Annotated in this window: 18 protein-coding genes; 17 read left to right on the top strand and 1 reads right to left on the bottom strand. The window is 41.2% G+C overall.

The window, feature by feature from the left end; translation table 11 throughout:
- Positions 1-5 precede the first annotated feature (5 nt).
- From hflK to C5471_RS03680, 16 genes are all read left to right on the top strand, one after another.
- The gene (hflK, locus tag C5471_RS03755) at positions 6-1232 is read left to right on the top strand and encodes an FtsH protease activity modulator HflK (protein ID WP_133813866.1); all 1227 of its coding nucleotides are present in this window, start codon (positions 6-8) and stop codon (positions 1230-1232) included.
- A gap of 2 nt (positions 1233-1234) precedes the next feature.
- Positions 1235-2245: a protease modulator HflC gene (gene hflC, locus C5471_RS03750; protein ID WP_133813865.1), complete on the top strand. Its 1011-nt coding sequence runs from the start codon at positions 1235-1237 to the stop codon at positions 2243-2245.
- A 149-nt stretch (positions 2246-2394) separates the two neighbouring features.
- Positions 2395-3693, top strand: a complete 1299-nt coding sequence (locus tag C5471_RS03745; protein ID WP_133813864.1) for an adenylosuccinate synthase — start codon at positions 2395-2397, stop codon at positions 3691-3693.
- A 169-nt stretch (positions 3694-3862) separates the two neighbouring features.
- On the top strand, positions 3863-4288 hold the full coding sequence (nsrR, locus tag C5471_RS03740) for a nitric oxide-sensing transcriptional repressor NsrR (protein ID WP_133813863.1): 426 nt from the start codon (positions 3863-3865) through the stop codon (positions 4286-4288).
- Positions 4289-4332: 44 nt separating this feature from the next.
- On the top strand, positions 4333-6771 hold the full coding sequence (gene rnr, locus C5471_RS03735; protein WP_133813862.1) for a ribonuclease R: 2439 nt from the start codon (positions 4333-4335) through the stop codon (positions 6769-6771).
- 106 nt (positions 6772-6877) lie between these two features.
- Positions 6878-7615, top strand: a complete 738-nt coding sequence (gene rlmB / locus C5471_RS03730; protein WP_133814255.1) for a 23S rRNA (guanosine(2251)-2'-O)-methyltransferase RlmB — start codon at positions 6878-6880, stop codon at positions 7613-7615.
- Positions 7616-7771: 156 nt separating this feature from the next.
- On the top strand, positions 7772-8167 hold the full coding sequence (gene rpsF / locus C5471_RS03725; protein WP_133813861.1) for a 30S ribosomal protein S6: 396 nt from the start codon (positions 7772-7774) through the stop codon (positions 8165-8167).
- A 5-nt stretch (positions 8168-8172) separates the two neighbouring features.
- A complete protein-coding gene (gene priB / locus C5471_RS03720; RefSeq protein ID WP_133813860.1) occupies positions 8173-8490 on the top strand; it encodes a primosomal replication protein N in 318 nt (105 codons plus the stop codon).
- Between the two features lie 4 nt (positions 8491-8494).
- Positions 8495-8722, top strand: a complete 228-nt coding sequence (gene rpsR / locus C5471_RS03715) for a 30S ribosomal protein S18 (protein WP_000135199.1) — start codon at positions 8495-8497, stop codon at positions 8720-8722.
- 38 nt (positions 8723-8760) lie between these two features.
- On the top strand, positions 8761-9213 hold the full coding sequence (gene rplI, locus C5471_RS03710) for a 50S ribosomal protein L9 (protein WP_133813859.1): 453 nt from the start codon (positions 8761-8763) through the stop codon (positions 9211-9213).
- A 750-nt stretch (positions 9214-9963) separates the two neighbouring features.
- Positions 9964-11010: a PLP-dependent cysteine synthase family protein gene (locus C5471_RS03705; protein WP_166295649.1), complete on the top strand. Its 1047-nt coding sequence runs from the start codon at positions 9964-9966 to the stop codon at positions 11008-11010.
- On the top strand, positions 11000-12190 hold the full coding sequence (gene argG, locus C5471_RS03700; protein ID WP_133813858.1) for an argininosuccinate synthase: 1191 nt from the start codon (positions 11000-11002) through the stop codon (positions 12188-12190). Before C5471_RS03705 ends, argG begins: the two co-directional genes overlap by 11 nt.
- Positions 12187-12990, top strand: a complete 804-nt coding sequence (locus tag C5471_RS03695) for a dimethylarginine dimethylaminohydrolase family protein (protein WP_133813857.1) — start codon at positions 12187-12189, stop codon at positions 12988-12990. The genes argG and C5471_RS03695 overlap by 4 nt, the downstream gene beginning before the upstream one ends.
- A 23-nt stretch (positions 12991-13013) precedes the next feature.
- A complete protein-coding gene (locus C5471_RS03690; protein ID WP_133813856.1) occupies positions 13014-14711 on the top strand; it encodes a carbamoyltransferase family protein in 1698 nt (565 codons plus the stop codon).
- Between the two features lie 124 nt (positions 14712-14835).
- The gene (locus C5471_RS03685; RefSeq protein ID WP_133813855.1) at positions 14836-16020 is read left to right on the top strand and encodes an MFS transporter; all 1185 of its coding nucleotides are present in this window, start codon (positions 14836-14838) and stop codon (positions 16018-16020) included.
- A 31-nt stretch (positions 16021-16051) separates the two neighbouring features.
- Entirely contained in the window at positions 16052-17329 is a 1278-nt protein-coding gene (locus C5471_RS03680) for an ATP-grasp domain-containing protein (RefSeq protein WP_242688559.1), read from the top strand.
- A 36-nt stretch (positions 17330-17365) separates the two neighbouring features.
- On the opposite strand, the gene C5471_RS03675 is transcribed toward C5471_RS03680, so the two are convergent.
- On the bottom strand, positions 17366-18076 hold the full coding sequence (locus C5471_RS03675; RefSeq protein ID WP_133813853.1) for a helix-turn-helix domain-containing protein: 711 nt from the start codon (positions 18074-18076) through the stop codon (positions 17366-17368).
- Positions 18077-18344: 268 nt separating this feature from the next.
- Between C5471_RS03675 and bamJ the strand changes: the two genes are divergently transcribed.
- Positions 18345-18965 (top strand): BamJ family beta-barrel-assembly machinery protein, encoded by a 621-nt coding sequence (gene bamJ / locus C5471_RS03670; protein WP_133813852.1) that lies wholly within the window; start codon positions 18345-18347, stop codon positions 18963-18965.
- Positions 18966-19038: the final 73 nt, after the last annotated feature.

Below are 19038 nucleotides of genomic sequence, written 5' to 3'. Positions count from 1 at the left end.
AAAACATGGCGTGGAATCAGCCCGGAAACAACGGACAAGACCGCGACCCGTGGGGGAGCAGCAAGAATAATAGCGGCAACTCCGGCGGGAACAAAGGTAGTCGAAACCGTGGGGCATCTGATCTCGACGATCTGTTCCGTAAGCTGAGTAGTAAACTCGGTGGTTTCGGTGGGAATAAGGGCGGTAATGGTTCTGACCAGGGGGCAAAGTTTGGCGGGCGTATTGTTAGCCTTGCTGTTGTCGCTGTTGTCGTGATTTGGGCCGCCAGTGGTTTCTATACGATTAAAGAAACAGAACGTGGTGTTGTTACCCGTTTGGGTAAATTGAGCCATATTGTGCAGCCAGGTTTGAACTGGAAACCAACGTTCATTGATGAAGTTGTTCCGGTTAACGTGGAATCTGTTCGTGAACTGGCGGCATCCGGTGTGATGTTGACTTCCGATGAAAACGTTGTTCGTGTGGAAATGAACGTTCAGTACCGTGTGACTAATCCAGCGGCTTACCTCTATAGCGTAACAAACCCTGATAACAGCCTGCGTCAGGCAACAGACAGCGCGGTTCGTGGTGTTATCGGCAAATACACTATGGATAAAATTTTGACTGAAGGCCGTACCATTGTACGTAGTGATACCCAGCGGGTACTGGAAGAAACAATTCGTCCATACAAAATGGGTATTACACTGCTGGATGTCAACTTCCAGACTGCCCGTCCACCGGAAGAAGTCAAAGCGTCGTTTGATGATGCGATTGCTGCCCGTGAAAATGAGCAGCAGTACATTCGTGAGGCGGAAGCTTACGCTAATGAAGTTCAGCCACGTGCAAATGGCCAGGCTCAACGATTAATCGAAGATGCCAAGGCTTATAAGGCGCGTGTGGTACTGGAAGCGCAGGGTGAAGTGGCGAGTTTTGCCAAGATGCTGCCTGAATATAAAGCAGCACCGGAAATTACCCGTGAGCGTCTGTATATTGAAACTATGGAAAAAGTACTGAGTAATACCCGCAAAGTTATTGCCAATGAGAACAGTAATAACCTGATGGTCCTGCCATTAGAGCAAATGTTCCGTAGCGATGCAGCCAGTGGTAAAACGGCCGTGGAAAGTCAGCTTGGTAATACAACGGTTTCCAGCCCGCGCGTTACTCGCCCAACAACACCCTCAAGTTCAAACCGGACAGTAGATTACAGTCGTACAGATAATCTGCGTAACGATACTGTCAGAGTAGGGAGACAATAATCATGCGTAAGTCATTCATTGTTATTATTGTCGCTGTACTGGTGGCTTTGTATACCTCAGTGTTTGTTGTGCATGAGGGGCAGCGTGGTATTGTTCTGCGTTTCAGTAAGGTTGCCCGTGACGCGGAAAATAAACCGATCGTTTATGCACCGGGTTTGCACTTTAAAGTGCCATTCGTTGAAACAGTGAAAACACTTGATGCTCGTATCCAGACTATGGATATTCAGGCGGACCGTTTCCTGACCAGTGAAAACAAAGACCTGATTGTCGATTCCTACCTGAAATGGCGTATTATCGATTTCAGCCGTTATTATCTGGCAACGGGTAACGGTGATATTTCTCAGGCTGAAGTTCTGCTAAAACGTAAGTTCAGTGACCGCTTGCGTTCTGAGATTGGTCGTCTGGATGTGCGCGGCATTGTGACTGATTCCCGTGGTAAACTGACTACTGATGTTCGTGACGCCCTGAACAAAGGTACGACTGACGGCGAAGCAGTGGCTACCAGTGAAGCAGATGACGCTATTGCATCCGCTGCGGCTCGTGTAGCGAAAGAAACTGCGGGTAAACAACTGGCTATTAATCCGAACAGTATGGCTGCTCTGGGGATTGAGGTTGTTGATGTGCGTATCAAACAGATTAACCTGCCATTGGAAGTTTCAGAAGCTATTTTCCAGCGTATGCGGGCAGAGCGTGAAGCAGTAGCCCGTCGTCACCGCTCTCAGGGGCAGGAAGAAGCAGAGAAATTGCGCGCAACAGCGGATAAACAAGTGACCGAAACATTGGCAAGAGCGGAGCGTGAAGCCCGTACCTTACGGGGTTCCGGTGATGCAGAAGCCGCTAAACTGTTTGCTGATGCATTCAGCAAAGATCCTGACTTCTATGCCTTTATCCGTAGCTTACGCGCTTACGAGAAGAGCTTCAGTGAAGATGGGAAAGATGTTCTGGTGTTAAGCCCGGATACTGATTTCTTCCGTTATATGAAAGCACCTGAAAAACGTGCAGTTCAGCATTGATTGATGTTTGAATATCTAAGTAAGGCCCGCATCAGGCGGGCCTTGTCGTGTCAGGTGGTCAACAAAAATAACGGATGTGATAAAAATTACTGAAAGGTGCGGAATGAGATGTTAGAATCCATTTTTAAGCAACCGAGTGAATTTTTGAAATGGGTAAGAACGTTGTCGTATTGGGCACCCAATGGGGTGACGAGGGCAAGGGCAAGATCGTCGACTTGCTGACTGAACGAGCTAAGTATGTTGTTCGTTATCAAGGGGGCCATAATGCTGGTCATACACTGGTTATCAACGGTGAAAAAACCGTTCTCCACTTAATCCCGTCGGGGATCCTGCGTGAAAATGTTATCAGCATCATCGCAAACGGAGTCGTATTAGCACCGGACGCGCTGATGAAAGAGATGAACGCGTTAGAGTCCCGAGGTGTTCCTGTCCGCGAGCGTTTGCTCATTTCAGAAGCTTGTCCGCTTATTCTTCCGTACCATGTTGCGTTAGATAATGCCCGTGAAAAAGCACGTGGCGCAAAAGCAATTGGTACAACCGGCCGCGGTATCGGCCCTGCGTATGAAGACAAAGTTGCACGTCGTGGCCTGCGTGTTGGTGATTTGTTTGATAAAGAAGTATTTGCAGCCAAGCTGAAAGAAATTATCGAATATCATAACTTCCAACTGGTTAACTACTACCAGGAACCGGCGGTTGATTACCAGAAAACTCTGGACGAAATCATGGCTGTTGCCGATATTCTGACGGGTATGGTTGTTGACGTTTCTGACCTGTTGTATAAAGCAACTCAGAAAGGTGAGCTGGTTATGTTCGAAGGCGCACAAGGCACGTTGTTGGATATCGACCACGGTACCTATCCATACGTGACCTCTTCCAACACCACGGCAGGTGGCGTTGCAACAGGTTCCGGTCTAGGTCCACGTTATGTTGATTATGTGTTGGGGATTATCAAGGCTTATTCCACCCGTGTAGGTGCTGGCCCATTCCCAACTGAGTTGTTTGATGAAACAGGCAATTACCTGCGTGAAAAAGGTCAGGAGTTTGGTGCGACGACGGGGCGTAGCCGCCGTACTGGCTGGCTGGATATCATTGCTATCCGTCGCGCAGTACAAATCAACTCATTGTCAGGTTTCTGTATGACCAAACTGGACGTATTGGATGGTTTGAAAGACGTCAAAATTTGTGTTGGTTACCGGATGCCTGATGGTCATGTGGTTGAAACAACGCCTTTGGCTGCGGATGACTGGGAAGGTATTGAACCTGTTTATGAGACTATGCCAGGCTGGGACGAAAGTACTTTTGGTGTGAAAGAACACAGTAAATTGCCTCAGGCGGCACTGAATTATATCAAACGTGTAGAAGAGCTGACCGGTGTTCCGGTTGATATTATTTCTACAGGCCCGGATCGTTCAGAAACGATGATTCTGCGTGATCCGTTTGATGCTTGATTGTGTCACATAATCAGGTAAAGCCGGGCTTTTCAGCCCGGTTTTTTGCTATTTATTATGGTCTTTTTTGCTAACTACCAGATGATTAACATGATTTTGGCCAATTCAAGGTATATAAATTGAACAAATACTTATTTTTTTAATTATATCTCATTATCCAGAGGTTGATGTGCAGTTAACGAGTTTTACAGATTATGGTTTGCGGGCGCTAATTTATATGGCTGCTTTACCGCAAAACCGGATGACCAGTATTTCTGAAGTCACTCGTGTTTATGGTGTTTCTCGTAACCACATGGTAAAAATTATTAACCAGTTGAGCCATTTAGGATTAGTAGATGCTGTTCGTGGTAAAAACGGCGGCATTCGTCTGGGTAAGCCAGCAAAGGATATTAGAATTGGTGATGTTGTTCGTGCTCTCGAGCCGTTATCATTGGTTAACTGTAGTCAGGGATCTTGCCATATTACCTCTGCATGTCGCCTGAAAGTGGTATTAAGTCAGGCAATAGAAACATTTTTGAATGAACTGGATAAGCATACTTTAGCTGATATGGTTGAAGATAATATCCCCCTTTATAAGCTGCTTCTGACCGAATGAAGAAATGGCGCAAACAGCCTGCTGATGACAACGGAGGAACCGCCATGTCACAAGATCCTTTTTTGGAACGTGAAGCAGAAAAATACGAATCTCCTATTCCAAGCCGCGAATACATCTTAGACATTATTTCTAAACACACTGCACCGGTAAGTCGCCAGGAACTGGCACAAGAGCTGAATCTGACTAACGATGAGGAGCTTGAAGCGTTACGTCGTCGTTTACGGGCGATGGAACGTGATGGTCAACTGGTTTTCACGCGCCGTCAATGTTACGCCTTGCCGGAAAAACTGGATTTATTGAAAGGCACAGTCATCGGTCACAGGGATGGTTATGGTTTCCTGCGGGTAGAAGGCCACAAAGACGATTTTTATCTCTCTGCCGAGCAGTTAAAAATGGCTATTCATGGTGATGTTGTGTTGGCGCAGCAATTACCTTCCGATCGCAAAGGGCGTAGTGAAGCGCGCATTGTCCGTGTGTTGGAACCCAAGACCAGCCAGATTGTTGGCCGCTATTTTATTGACTCTGGTATGGGCTTTGTTGTGCCGGATGATAGTCGTTTGAGCTTTGATATCCTGATCCCGAAAGATGAAAATAGGGGTGCCCGCATGGGTAACGTCGTTGTCGTCGAGCTGACTACACGTCCGGCGCGCCGTACAAAAGCTGTTGGTAAAATAGTTGAAGTACTGGGTGAAAAAATGGGAACGAACATGGCAGTGGAAATTGCCCTGCGTACTCATGAAATTCCGCACAGTTGGCCGCCACAGGTAGAAAACCAAGTGGCCTCTCTGGATGAGCAGGTGCCGGAATCTGCGAAAAAAGGCCGAGTTGATCTGCGTGATTTGCCATTGGTGACAATCGATGGTGAAGATGCCCGTGACTTTGATGATGCCGTTTATTGTGAAAGAAAGCGAAGTGGCGGTTGGCGTTTATGGGTTGCTATTGCTGATGTCAGTTACTATGTCCGCCCACAAACGGCATTGGATACAGAAGCACGCAACCGGAGTAACTCAGTTTACTTTCCATCTCAGGTTGTTCCCATGTTACCTGAAGTGCTTTCCAACGGCCTTTGTTCTCTGAATCCGCAGGTTGACCGCCTTTGTATGGTGTGTGAGATGACGGTTTCAGAGCAGGGAAAATTGTCATCTTATAAATTTTACGAAGCAGTAATGAATTCTCACGCACGCCTGACATATACCAAAGTATGGCGTATGTTGCAGGGTGATGAAGAACTGCGTGAGCACTATAAACCGTTGGTTCAGCATATTGAACATTTACATGAGCTTTATCAGGCGTTGGAAAATGCCCGTGAACAGCGTGGTGCTATCTCCTTTGAGTCAGAGGAGGCGAAGTTTATCTTTAACGCTGAACGCCGTATTGAGCGAATTGAACCGGTTGCCCGCAATGATGCGCATAAGCTGATTGAAGAGTGTATGATTCTGGCGAATATTGCGGCTGCGCGTTTCGTGGAAAAAAACAGCGAGCCGGTGCTTTACCGCATTCATGATCGGCCAAGAGAAGAGAGCATTGTTAATCTGCGCTCTGTTTTCGGCGAATTGGGGTTAACTCTGCCAGGTGGTATGCAACCAACACCAAAAGATTATGCGCAACTGATGCATCAAGTGGCTGAACGTCCGGATCATGAGTTATTGCAAACTATGTTGCTGCGTTCAATGAAACAGGCAATTTATGATCCGGAAAACCGTGGTCATTTCGGTCTGTCATTGAATTCTTATGCGCACTTTACCTCACCTATCCGCCGTTATCCTGATTTGGCACTGCATCGAGCGATTAAATATCTGCTGGTGGAACAACAAGGTGTTGCTGAACAATGTGGGACACCGACAGGTGGATGGCACAGCGATATGGAGCATATGCTGCAACTGGGCCAACATTGCTCAATGGCAGAGCGCCGTGCCGATGAAGCAACAAGAGACGTCGCCGATTGGCTTAAGTGTGACTTTATGCAGGATCAGGTGGGTAATACCTTTACCGGCATTATCACGAGTGTGACCGGTTTCGGCTTCTTTGTTCGCTTAAATGATCTGTTTATTGACGGTTTGGTACATGTTTCTACATTGAATAATGATTATTATCATTTCGATAATGTTGGTCAGCGTTTAATGGGTGAGTTTTCTGGTAAAACTTTCCGGCTGGGAGATGAAGTTGAAATCCGTGTGGAAGCTGTCCATATGGATGAGCGTAATATTGATTTTAAACTGCTCTCCATTAGTCGGGAAGCCCGAAATATCGGTAAGACAGCGCGTGACAGGGTGAAAAAAGCAGAACCTGGCCGTAGGAACAGTAAGAAAGGGCGTAGTCATAGCAAAGAGGCTAACTTTGAATCTGATGGCGCTTTCCGTAAAAAGAAATCTGTGGATAAGCCTGAAGGAGATAAGAAAAAGGGTAAGAACCTTTCAGCCAAAACACAGAAAATTGCTGCTAAATTCAAAGCTAAACGGGCTAAGAAAAGCGCAGATAAATAATCAAAGGGCTATCCTGTTTTTTCAGGGTAGCCTGAATATTTTAGTCTCTTGAATATATTGAGCCTGATGGATGGGTTCATGGTATGACAGTGAAAATAAGAAGATTATGAGTGAAATTATCTACGGTATTCATGCCGTTAAAGCTTTATTGGAGCGCGACCCTCAGCGTTTTATGGAAGTTTATGTACTGAAAGGGCGTGAAGACCGCCGTCTGATGCCATTGATTAATGAACTGGAAAATATCGGGATGACTATCCAACTGGCAAATCGTCAGTGGTTGGATAATCAAACGGAAGGTGCTGTACATCAGGGGATTATTGCTAAAGTAAAGCCAGGTCGTCAGTATCAGGAAAACGACTTGCCAGATTTGCTGGCACAAATGGAAACTCCTTTCTTGCTAGTGCTTGATGGTGTGACAGATCCACATAATCTGGGGGCTTGTCTGCGCAGTGCTGATGCAGCAGGTGTACATGCTGTCATTGTACCCCGTGACCGTTCCGCCCAGCTTAATGCCACTGCGAAGAAAGTGGCATGTGGAGCCGCGGAGAGCGTACCGCTTGTTCGTGTCACCAACCTTGCCCGTACTTTGCGTTTGTTACAGGAACACAATATTTGGGTGGTGGGTACAGCAGGAGAAGCTGACCATACGCTACATCAGAGTAAACTAACCGGCCCGATGGCGCTGGTGATGGGGGCTGAAGGGGAAGGTATGCGTCGTCTGACCCGCGAACACTGTGATGAGTTGATTAGTATTCCAATGGCGGGTTCGGTCTCATCTCTGAATGTGTCTGTTGCAACGGGGATTTGCCTGTTTGAAGCAGTGCGTCAGCGGAGTTCGCAGTAACCCATAACATAAAGCATTACTCGCTCCTTGAGTTTTTTATATGAGGCGGGTATAGTTACGCGTCAATTTTTCAGCCGCACTTAAACAAGTTCCTTGCCTCCATGGGCTGCGGTTGACCCTGACAGGAGGCTGAATAATCCGTAAGGAGCAATTCTAATGCGTCATTACGAAATCGTTTTTATGGTCCATCCTGACCAAAGCGAACAGGTTCCGGGCATGATCGAGCGTTACAGTGCGACTATCGCTAACGTGCAAGGTCAGATTCACCGTCTGGAAGACTGGGGCCGCCGTCAACTGGCTTATCCAATCAACAAACTGCACAAAGCTCATTACGTTCTGCTGAACGTTGAAGCGCCGCAGGAAGCGATTGATGAGCTGGAAACTAACTTCCGCTTCAACGATGCCGTTATCCGCAGCATGATTATGCGCGTTAAGCACGCGGTAACTGAAGCATCTCCAATGGTTAAAGCCAAAGATGAGCGTCGCAGCCGCGATTACTCTATGGAAGACGCCGGCGTTGATGCTGAAGAAGCTGGGGATTCTGAAGAGTAATAACTGTGACAACTAATCGTTTGGTGCTTTCTGGCACAGTGTGCAAAGCCCCCATTCGAAAAATTAGTCCTACCGGTATCCCTCATTGCCAGTTTGTACTTGAGCATCGCTCACAGCAGCAGGAAGCCGGTCTGAGCAGGCAAGCATGGTGCAGAATGCCCGTTATTGCCAGCGGACAATTGTTACAAGTTTTAACTCACAGTATAACGGTCGGCAGTCGATTAACCGTTTCAGGATTCATTAGTTGCCATCAAGGTCGCAATGGTCTGAACAAACTGGTTCTTCATGCCGAGCAGATTGAATTGATAGATTCTGGAGACTAGCCAAATGGCACGTTATTTCCGTCGTCGCAAGTTCTGCCGTTTCACCGCGGAAGGTGTTCAAGAGATTGATTATAAAGACATCGCTACGTTGAAAAACTACATCACCGAGAGTGGTAAAATTGTACCAAGCCGTATTACTGGCACCCGTGCAAAATACCAGCGTCAGCTCGCTCGTGCTATCAAGCGCGCGCGCTACCTGTCTTTGTTGCCTTACACTGATCGTCATCAGTAATCGGCACAGTCCATTAACGACTCTGAGAGGATAAGGTAATGCAAATTATTCTGCTTGATAAAGTAGCAAACCTGGGTAGCCTGGGTGATCAAGTTAACGTTAAAGCGGGTTATGCCCGTAACTACTTAGTACCACAGGGCAAAGCTGTTCCTGCGACTAAGAAAAACATCGAATTCTTCGAAGCTCGCCGCGCTGAACTGGAAGCCAAACTGGCTGACGTTCTGGCAGCAGCGCGAGCTCGTGCTGAGAAAATCAGCGCACTGGGTTCCGTTACTATCGCTTCTAAAGCGGGTGACGAAGGTAAACTGTTCGGTTCTATCGGTACCCGCGATATTGCTGATGCAGTGACTGCCGCAGGTGTTGAAGTATCTAAAAGTGAAGTTCGTCTGCCTAACGGTGTTTTGCGTACTACTGGTGAACATGAAGTTAACTTCCAGGTACACAGCGACGTATTCGCGAAATTGAACGTTAACATTGTTGCTGAAGCTTAATCTCTGATTAACCGATGCTAACAAGTAAAAAACGCTGGCATTGCCAGCGTTTTTTTTTATTGTTTTAACCCACTATTGTTTCGTTAATCTATATAATTTCCGTGGGTAATTTATATTAAACTGAACATTAATCTGACTTATTTTCCATTTTTTGTCTTTTGGTTTGTTTTTATTATTGGTTTTCTATGGTGAAAATACCACTAGTTATCATATTGTTATGTATAAATAATTGATTTCATGTTTTTCACTATCTAATAATATGGCCTTGATAATTTCATTTTGATGGGCGATCTTTTATCAGCTATTTTGATATATTTTCTTATAGATCTGGTTAATTGCATATATTATTATTTTATAATAATTTAAAAATATATTCTTATATAATCACTGTTATTTGTAATAATAATTTATTTTATCTAATTTTATATAAGAATATGGGGAATTAATGATTCATATTCTTATTATTAAATAATAATATCAAAAAGTTATATGGATTTTTCTGTATATAACTGTCAGAGTTGACAGTAGACTTTTAAGTGTAAATTTATAATTATCAGTTGTATTGATTAATCATTGTGTGAGAGCATAAATAAATCGGTTTATTTTTAATAGGGGTTAAATTACTCCTGTAATTATTTATAAAATAGATAGTTTCATCAATGGATTAATAGATATATTAGATATAAAAGCACTTTATTTGTTAATAAAAATACCTCGTTATCACTGTATGTTCTTCACATTGACTAAAAAATGAGAGATAAAACGGATATGAAGCTAGGTAAAAATATATTACAGACTATAGGTAATACCCCTGTGGTTATGTTGGATGGAAAATATACTAAAGGTGTTAATGTTTTTCTGAAAATGGAGAATATTAACCCCGGTGGGAGTATTAAAGACCGTATTGCTGTTGCCATGTTGGAAAGGGCGGAAGCCCAGGGAGAATTAAGGCCAGGAATGGTGGTTATTGAACCATCATCGGGTAATACTGCGATTGGTTTGGCAATGGCGTGTGCTGTTAAGGGTTATCGGTTTATTGCTGTTTTAGACCGCATGGTGCCGATAGCGAAACGCGATAAAATCAGAGCATTTGGTGCAGAAATTATTTTCTTGCCAGAATTTGAAGCTGGAGTGGATACTGTCAAATATCGTATTGATTTAACCAAAGAGATCATAAAAGCCTATCCGAATGCGTTCAGTCCCATGCAATTTGAAAACCAAGTTAATCCTGATGAACATTATCATTCCACAGGGCGTGAGTTGTATGAAACCTTTGGCGATAATTTGACGGCTTGTTTTTCTACGGCAGGAAGTTGTGGAACCCTTACAGGGATTTCTCGTTATCTGAAAGAAAAAAATCCACAAGTACAAATTTATGGTGTTGAACCCGTTGGATCGATTATTTTCGGTGGAGAGCCAGGAAAATATCTGGTGCAGGGAGCGGGGTTGGCATTTATACCAACTATTCTCGATTGCAGCAATATCGATTTTACCTTGAAAGTGGCAGATATTGACGCATTCCGTACGGCAAGAAAATTAGCCAGAAATGAAGGTATTCTGATTGGTGGGACGGGAGCCTGTGCAGTTAGTGCGGCACTGGATCGCCTGGATGATTTTAAACCTGGAGATAATATCGTTGTCATTATTCCTGATAGTGGAGAGCGTTATATGGACACGATTTATAACAATACCTGGCTATTTGAAAATAATTTCTCAGAACTTATTGAAGAAAGTACGACAGAATCTGGGTTAGAAGAAATTATTATAAGCATGGGGTGCACACTAAATGAATTCTGATAGTGTTTTGGTGATTTACTATAATCGCCGCTATAATCCTCTTATCATAAGAAGTCTTAAATCTGAGTTTAAAGAGGTTATTGCTCTTTATATTGATGAAGGACAAGTAAGAGACATTGAAGATATTGAATTGGAATGCATGGTTGCGGGTGCTGATAAGTTTATTTATAAAGATTATCGAACGCAATTTGCTGAAAAATTTCTTTCAAAAGCAATCAAAGCCAACGCTATTTATCAAAATGGTTATTATCTCAGTGCTGCACTTTCCCGGCCTGCAATTGCTGAAGCCGCAGTTGAAGTAGCTAACGCACTCAATGTTAATTATATTGCGCATCAATTTAGAGGTAATGATCAAGTCAGAATGGATATGAATATAGAAATTCTTGATAAAATTCCTATTTCTTCGTTGAGAGATTTTAAATACGATGAAAATATCGTAAATAATTATGCTGCCCAATATGGTATTCCTCAAGAATTTGGTTGTAATAATCCCTATTCTACCAGTGAAAATATATGGGGGTTAAGTATCGAATGTGGCCCATTGGAAGAACCAGAAGCGTTGATTCCTGAGGATGTTAAAGAGAGGTTATTTGAGCGGGCACTATTGGCCACTGAGCCAATATCTTTATCATTAGGTTTTGAAAATGGTATACCTCTATTGCTTGATGGCGAAAGAAAATCATTAAATGAAATCATTGAAATATTAAATGAAATTGGTAAAAATCTATCAATTGGTATTTTTGATATTGTTGAAGATGGCATTGTTGGTTTGAAAACGCGAGCAATTTATCAATCACCTGCTGCACATATCTTAATTACCGCTCATCGTGATTTGGAACTTTACTGTAGTAATCGTAATGAAAACTGGTTTAAAGAAATAATTGATAAAAAATGGGCTGAACTAGTTTATTCCGGGCTTTGGTATGATCCATTATTTACTCATTTGAACCAATTTATTGATAGCATGAATCAGTATGTCAATGGTGAGGTCAAACTTGAATTAGGTTATAAATATATCAATGTTTGCTCCCGTTCTTCAAAGAGCAGCATTTATGATCATAATTTGGCGATATATAAATGTGGTCATCTATATAGTCAAAATGATGCGGATGGATTCGCAAAAATATTTAATATTCATACTAATCAAAGTGTTAAATCCAGAATGAGGAAAATATTATGATTAAAGAATTATTAATGTGTAAACCTGATTTTTACGATATTGAATACGTTATTAATGACTGGATGGATCCTAATAACAAAGTGAATAAGAGATTAGCACAACAACAGTGGGATTTTCTTTATGAACGACTGATTGAAAGAGGTATTAATATTCGCACTATCGATCCTGTCAATGGTTTGCCTGATATGACTTTTTCAGGAGATAGTGGCATGGTGCATAATAATAAGTTTCTTTCCAGTAATTTCCGGCACGCTGAACGTCAGGGCGAAAGTCAGTATTATATAGACTATATGGAAAATCTGGGTTATGAAATACATCGCGTTGAGGAAGATATCTATTTTGAAGGGCTGGGAGATGTTATCTATTGGGATAATGACATCATATTTGGTTATGGTCCTCGCTCAGATAAAGAAGCAATAAATACAATTCAGAAAGTATATCCGGAGCTTAAAGTCAAAGGAGAACTTCATATTCAGGATAACACTTTCTTCCATGTGGCTTTGGCATTTTCATTTATTGACAAAGATACTGTTATTTATTATCCGGAGGCATTTACTAAAGAAAGTCAGGATTATATTTCTAAAACCTTTGAACGAAGGATCCCAATATCAGAGCATGATGCCAAAGAGTTATTTGTCTGTAATAATATCCCAATAGGAAAAGATATTTTTATGCATGATTGTTCTATTGAGGTTGAGCGACAATTAAATAATTATGGTTATCATGTTGTTAAATGTGATATGGGTGAATTCTTAAAGAGTGGTGGTAGCTTGCGCTGCCTGGTATTAAAAATAAACTAACTATAGTGAGAGGATAATAAGTCATGTATATCTTAGGTATAAATTCTGTTTATCATGAATCAGCAGTTTGTTTATTAAAGGATGGAGAAACTATTTTTTCCATTGAAGAAGAGCGGTTAAATAGGAAAAAACACGGAAAGCCAGCAAATATTGATAATCCTGATGAACTGCCATTGGCTTCAATTGAAGTTGCATTAGACTTTGCTGGTATTAAATTAGAAGATGTGAGTCATATAGGGTTTTCTATCGATCCGATAGAACGAAGAAAGTCAGTCTTTATTGATGAAATTAAGAATGAAGGCAGTTGGGGAAGTGTTTCGGGTGAGTCAGTTTTCTATCGTAAAACGACCTCAGTGCCCGAAATTTTGCAGTCGATGGGATTTCGTGGTCAATTTCATTGGGTGCCTCATCATACAGCTCATGCGGCATCGGCTTATTTTGTCTCGTCATTTGATAAAGCGTTAACGTTATCACTTGATGGTGTTGGAGAAGATAATACTGCTGGAATATATCTGGGCAATGGCAATAGCATAGAAAAAATTAAAACCATTGAATATCCTAATTCAATCGGTTTTATGTGGGAGAAATTGGCAGAATTCTTGGGTTTCTCTGTATACGATGCTTGCAAAGTGATGGGGATGTCTGCTTATGGAACGCATGAAGGTTTTATGCCGGCATTCAAACAATTAGTCAAGATTTATGATAAAGGTGAGTTTACTATCGATAATACTATTCTCAATTTCCGCAGTGAAGATTTTTCTAAATTGGAATCTTTGTTTGGCATTGAGAAAAGAGTTCCTGGTGGAGAAGTTGCACAGGAATATTATGATATTGCCGCCTCTCTTCAGGAAATAACTGATGAGATAGTTTTAAATATGGCTCGTTATCATTTACAGGAAACAGCAACGAATAAGCTCTGTCTTGCTGGTGGCGTTGCATTAAATTGCATAACAAATAAACGGTTGTATGAAGAGTTGGATATTGAAGATATCTTTGTGCAACCTGCCGCGCATGATGCGGGTACTGCTACAGGTGCTGCGTTATTTATTTGGCATCAGATTCTTGGCAATGAGCAACGTTATCCTTTGCCTCACACTTATTGGGGGGTTGAATATAGTGATGATGATTACCAGCGTAGTTTGAGTGAGCATGGCTTGGATTGGACATATGAAGAAAATATTCATGAGGTTGTCGCAGGCTTACTGGCTGAAAATAATGTGATTGGTTGGTTCCAGGGGCGGATGGAATTTGGGCCCAGGGCTCTGGGTAATCGTAGTTTGCTGGCAGATCCGAGAAATAAAGATATCCGGGACTTAATGAATCGTAAAATTAAGCATCGTGAAATGTTCAGGCCATTTGCGCCGAGTGTATTGCGTCAGCATGTGGCTGATTGGTTCCACGTTCGGAAAGAATTACCTGAAGCTGCAAAATATATGCTGTTGGCGATGGATGCTAAAGTCGATAAAGCATCGCAAATTCCAGCCGTCGTTCACGCAGATGGCACTGCCAGAGTTCAGGTTGTAGATAGTGAATCAAATTCAGGTTATGCTCGGTTGATTGAGGAATTTTATCGGAAAACAGGTGTTCCTTTGTTGCTGAATACCTCTTATAACGATAGTGAACCGATTGTTTGTTCACCTGAGGATGCTATTAAAACTTTCATGAAGACAAATATTGATTATTTAGTTTTGGGGAATTATTTGATTAAATCGATTCATTAAATTTTGCGTAGTAGAAGTCTATCCCAGTAGGCGTAATTGATAAAATCAGTTTGAGTATTGCCCAGACTCAATTTGATAAATAAAATAGCCTATTGGGATAGACAATAAGGTTGGGGTAATACTAATGATACACAGGATCATACTGGCTCGTTTTTTTTCTGTTTTTTCAGAGGCATTTGTTATGTTTGCTGTGCCTGTATTAGTATATACCTCAACTAATAGTGCTTCACTTTCATCTTTTGCTTTTGGGCTTGAACGGTTATTCAGAGTCATTTCACTCCCTATTTCTGGTTGGATGGGTGATAGGATGCATACATTGGTTATGTTATTCCTGAGTGATATTCTACGTTCATTGGTTTGTTTATTCCTTTTTATTCTTTCATTTATATATTCCGATAATAATATTGTATATGTCATTATTCCTCTCTCATGTGTTTTATCTTTTTTTAGTGGTGCGGGATATGTCAACCTCGAAGGTTTCGTCTCTAAAAACGTTAATGCAATAGAGTTACCTTCTGTTAACTCTCGTTTGCAATTTGTTGAACAGTTTACCTATATCGCAGCCCCGGCGGTTGTTGGTGTGCTGGTTTATAAATTCAGTGTTTATGCCGTATTTGCGTTTGCTTTTTTTCCTTTCCTGGTTAGCAGCTTCATATGGTTTCAGCTACAAAGGAAAAATCAGATTGCAGAGCATGTGAATAGAGACGGTTATAATCTACCTGCGATTTTTAAATTCCTGATGGGAAATCCATCGCTACTACGGGTTATTAGCCTGACATTTCTGATGAATGTGATGCAAGGGGCTATCTTATCAACGGCTGTTTATGTTATTACCAGTATTTTTTCGCAACCGGAAGAGAGTTATGCCCGGCTTTTGGCTTATGCAGGGGTGGTGAATTGTTGTGTCTTCTTTGTTGCTCCGAAATTATGCCGTATTTTTGATGTGCGTATCGTCGGTGTGACGGCTTTTCTTATTGCGTTATGTGGTCTGACATTATTCGCTACCGGTCCGTTATTCGTTATTTATACGTTGGGTTTCTTGCTGGTCATTGGTTCGGAAGGTTGTTTCAATCTTTTTTCTCGCTCTTATCGGGCAAGCCTTATTCCGAAGAAGAATTTTTCTCAGTATCTCGGTGTTGTGCTTGTTTTGAATCAGGTAGCGACACCTTTAACTAGTTTCATTTGTGCTAATTTGCTGAACTATTTTTCCTACAATAGTATTTATTTGATATTCTCTGTATTTGTTTTATTAATGTTCGTCATTATTAATCCTTATCGTTCACTTAAATTAAATTTGCATAATAGTTAATAATGGAGGAAATATGAGTTCGAGAAAATACTTGTTAGTACTTGATTATCTTCCGGTAAGACTGAATGAAATAGTTAATATTCGTGACTATATTCAATATAATTATTCCCTTGAATTAGTAATTATTAGTGATATGTTGTCCGGTGAAGAGAAAAATATTACCCCATTTGTCTATCATATACCTGTACGGACAGAAAATTATGTTGATCAAGTAATAGGTGTTCTTTCTAAACTTGATATGACATGTGCCGCTATTCTTCCCTTTATGGATGCGGTATCCGGGTATGCTGCTGTTATAGCCAAGAAACTGAATGTTTATGGTGATGATCCTGAATTAAGTTTTGCGGGTATTGAGAAATCTCAGTTCCGTCAACAAGAAACCCGTATATTACCACTGCTTGCGGCCCAACATATTAAAACCCCTCGATACAAGTTCATTAATAATATTAATGAATTGGAGGCGTTTTATGACTCTGTTCCGTATGGCGTGGTTATTAAACCTAATTGTGGCCGGGCAAATTTCGGTGTAGTGGCGATTAAAGATAGAAATAAAATCCCAACTGCTTTTGCTCAATCTGTTGAGCAGTCTGGTGGCAACCCAATTCTTGCAGAGGAATTTATTACTTTCGATACAGAATATTCGTACGATGGTATTGGTTGTATGGCTTTTTTAACGCAAAAAGTCTCTCAGAAAGGTGAATATCCTGTTGAAATAGGGCAAATAGTTCCCGCGCAATGTGATGGAAGAAATGCTATTGCATTACATAAAGCAGGGCAGGCAATTAACCTGATTTCAGGGCAGACTCTCGGCGCATTCCATAATGAGATTAAACAAGATAGTAAAACGGGGGAAACTTTCCTGGTTGAAACTAACCGTAGACCAGCCGGTATGCGTATTTGGGATATGGCTAATCGGGTATATGGTATAAGCTTACAGGAAATTTGGGTTGATCACTTAGTTAAAGGATTTAGTGATCAAATGATATTACCCGAAGCGAAGGGAAGAGCATTCTTGATTAATTTGCTGGCGGGTGAAGATGGAAAAATTAATGATAAATTTAGTAAAACAGAAGTAAATAGATTATTGTTAATGTCAATTGATAATATCCTGATGAAATTACATTATGATATTATTTCAATAAAGATTAATTTAGATAAAAATTCACTGGTTTACGAAACACCAAAGAGCAATAATGATTTCTGTGGTTATGTTTGTGTGCATATTAATGATGCTCATATCAAATGTGGATCCCTGATGAATGAAATTAATGACGCCTGGAGAGATATTTTGAAAAATTATATTTTGTAATTTAATGTGATTAGAGCCTCATTTTGGCTCTAATTGTTATATAATCAGGTTATATGCTATTGCTTTAGCAACTGCTGCGACTTTATTGGGAACAACTAATTTCTCCATAACATTATTGATATGGAAATTGACTGTTCTTGTTGAGATTTCCAGTATATTGGCTATTTCAGCCGAAGTTTTTCCTTCACAAGTCCATCGTATTACTTCGACTTCTCTCGTGGATAGTGTTGGGACAATTATTTTATCCTTTTTATTCTTTAATTTATTGAATGTTTCCACGCATTCATTTGCCAATATGCCTAACATTCCTGCTTTATTAAGTATCTCATTGTGAGAAATGGCACCTTCTTTTCTGGCGACTGAAAAAATTGATCTTTCTCCATGAGAGCCTTTGATTTTAATTGAGAGGCTATTTTGCACTTCATCTATATTTGATTCTTTAATCATAATATCAGCATTTTTCGATATTTTTTCATTATAAATTGAAGGGATGGAGAAAGTATAATCGCCGTTCATTAATTGGTCGCTGTCGTGATTGTTATTTTGATTATAATTGTTCGCAGTTTCTATATTTAAATTGGTTATTAGAACATATTTCTTTATCGTGAATGGGTATTTTTCTTCCTGGTAAATTGAGTAAAATTCAAAATCCAGATAATTTATCGCGTTTAATAATTTCTCTTCTAATTCCGGCATAGTCTTGGATTTCTGAATTTCTGATAAAATCTCATTAAATGACGTATTCATAAGATTTTCCTCATTGTATAATATTAACAGTGGAATTAATTCTATATCAATAATATTTTATTTATATAATCAATTGGAAGTAAAAATATTTTAAAAATTTTATTTGTATTATAACCTTTAAGAAATGAATATGCCACTTAGAGTTATATCGATTACTGAGTCTTATATATTACGGCGAGGCGTATCCTCCAGTGATATCTTAGGTTTACCCTGTTACATAGCACTGTTATGCTTGCTGGCCTAATTTAATTTGATCACAGGTATTTTCATGGCAAAACTTTCTTTTGACTCTATCGAAGCACAAGCAAGTTATGGGGTTGGCTTACAAGTCGGTCAGCAATTACTGGAATCTGGTTTGCAAGGTCTGGAGCCGGAAGCATTACTGGCAGGGTTATGTGATGCGCTGGAAAGTCGTTCTCCAGCAGTGCCGGTTGATATACTGCATCGTGCTTTACGTGAGATGCATGAGCGTGCAGACGGTGTGCGCCGTGAACGCCAGCAGGCTATGGCAGAAGAGGGTCAGAAGTTTCTGGCAGAAAATGCCCAGCGTGACGGTATCAGTACGACAGAATCTGGTTTACAGTTCTCTGTACTAAAACAGGGTGATGGTGCAATTCCGGCCCGTACTGACCAGGTTCGCGTTCACTATACTGGTCGCCTGATTGATGGCACTGTGTTTGACAGTTCAGTACAGCGTGGCGAACCTGCCGAATTCCCAGTGAATGGTGTGATTGCTGGATGGATCGAAGCATTGACCCTGATGCCTGTCGGTTCTAAATGGGAACTGTATATCCCATATGATTTGGCTTATGGTGAGCGTGGTGCCGGCGCATCGATCCCTCCATATAGCACACTGATTTTTGAAGTGGAATTACTGGATATTCTATAATTTTATCCAGAAATATGATTAAAAATAGCCGGTATATCCGGCTGTTTTTGTTTTGGTGATGGCAATAAAATTC

This window comes from Photorhabdus tasmaniensis (genome assembly GCF_011189505.1).
GTDB lineage: Bacteria > Pseudomonadota > Gammaproteobacteria > Enterobacterales > Enterobacteriaceae > Photorhabdus > Photorhabdus tasmaniensis.
The sequence above is the reverse complement of the archived record's forward strand: the minus strand, read 5'-3'. Positions and strand labels throughout refer to the sequence as shown.

Coding starts and splice junctions, on each gene's coding strand:
- hflK (WP_133813866.1), top strand. CDS start 6: ATGGCGTGGAATCAGCCCGGAAACAACGGACAAGACCGCGACCCGTGG.
- hflC (WP_133813865.1), top strand. CDS start 1,235: ATGCGTAAGTCATTCATTGTTATTATTGTCGCTGTACTGGTGGCTTTG.
- C5471_RS03745 (WP_133813864.1), top strand. CDS start 2,395: ATGGGTAAGAACGTTGTCGTATTGGGCACCCAATGGGGTGACGAGGGC.
- rnr (WP_133813862.1), top strand. CDS start 4,333: ATGTCACAAGATCCTTTTTTGGAACGTGAAGCAGAAAAATACGAATCT.
- rlmB (WP_133814255.1), top strand. CDS start 6,878: ATGAGTGAAATTATCTACGGTATTCATGCCGTTAAAGCTTTATTGGAG.
- rpsF (WP_133813861.1), top strand. CDS start 7,772: ATGCGTCATTACGAAATCGTTTTTATGGTCCATCCTGACCAAAGCGAA.
- rpsR (WP_000135199.1), top strand. CDS start 8,495: ATGGCACGTTATTTCCGTCGTCGCAAGTTCTGCCGTTTCACCGCGGAA.
- rplI (WP_133813859.1), top strand. CDS start 8,761: ATGCAAATTATTCTGCTTGATAAAGTAGCAAACCTGGGTAGCCTGGGT.
- C5471_RS03705 (WP_166295649.1), top strand. CDS start 9,964: ATGAGAGATAAAACGGATATGAAGCTAGGTAAAAATATATTACAGACT.
- argG (WP_133813858.1), top strand. CDS start 11,000: ATGAATTCTGATAGTGTTTTGGTGATTTACTATAATCGCCGCTATAAT.
- C5471_RS03695 (WP_133813857.1), top strand. CDS start 12,187: ATGATTAAAGAATTATTAATGTGTAAACCTGATTTTTACGATATTGAA.
- C5471_RS03690 (WP_133813856.1), top strand. CDS start 13,014: ATGTATATCTTAGGTATAAATTCTGTTTATCATGAATCAGCAGTTTGT.
- C5471_RS03685 (WP_133813855.1), top strand. CDS start 14,836: ATGATACACAGGATCATACTGGCTCGTTTTTTTTCTGTTTTTTCAGAG.
- C5471_RS03675 (WP_133813853.1), bottom strand. CDS start 18,076: ATGAATACGTCATTTAATGAGATTTTATCAGAAATTCAGAAATCCAAG.
- bamJ (WP_133813852.1), top strand. CDS start 18,345: ATGGCAAAACTTTCTTTTGACTCTATCGAAGCACAAGCAAGTTATGGG.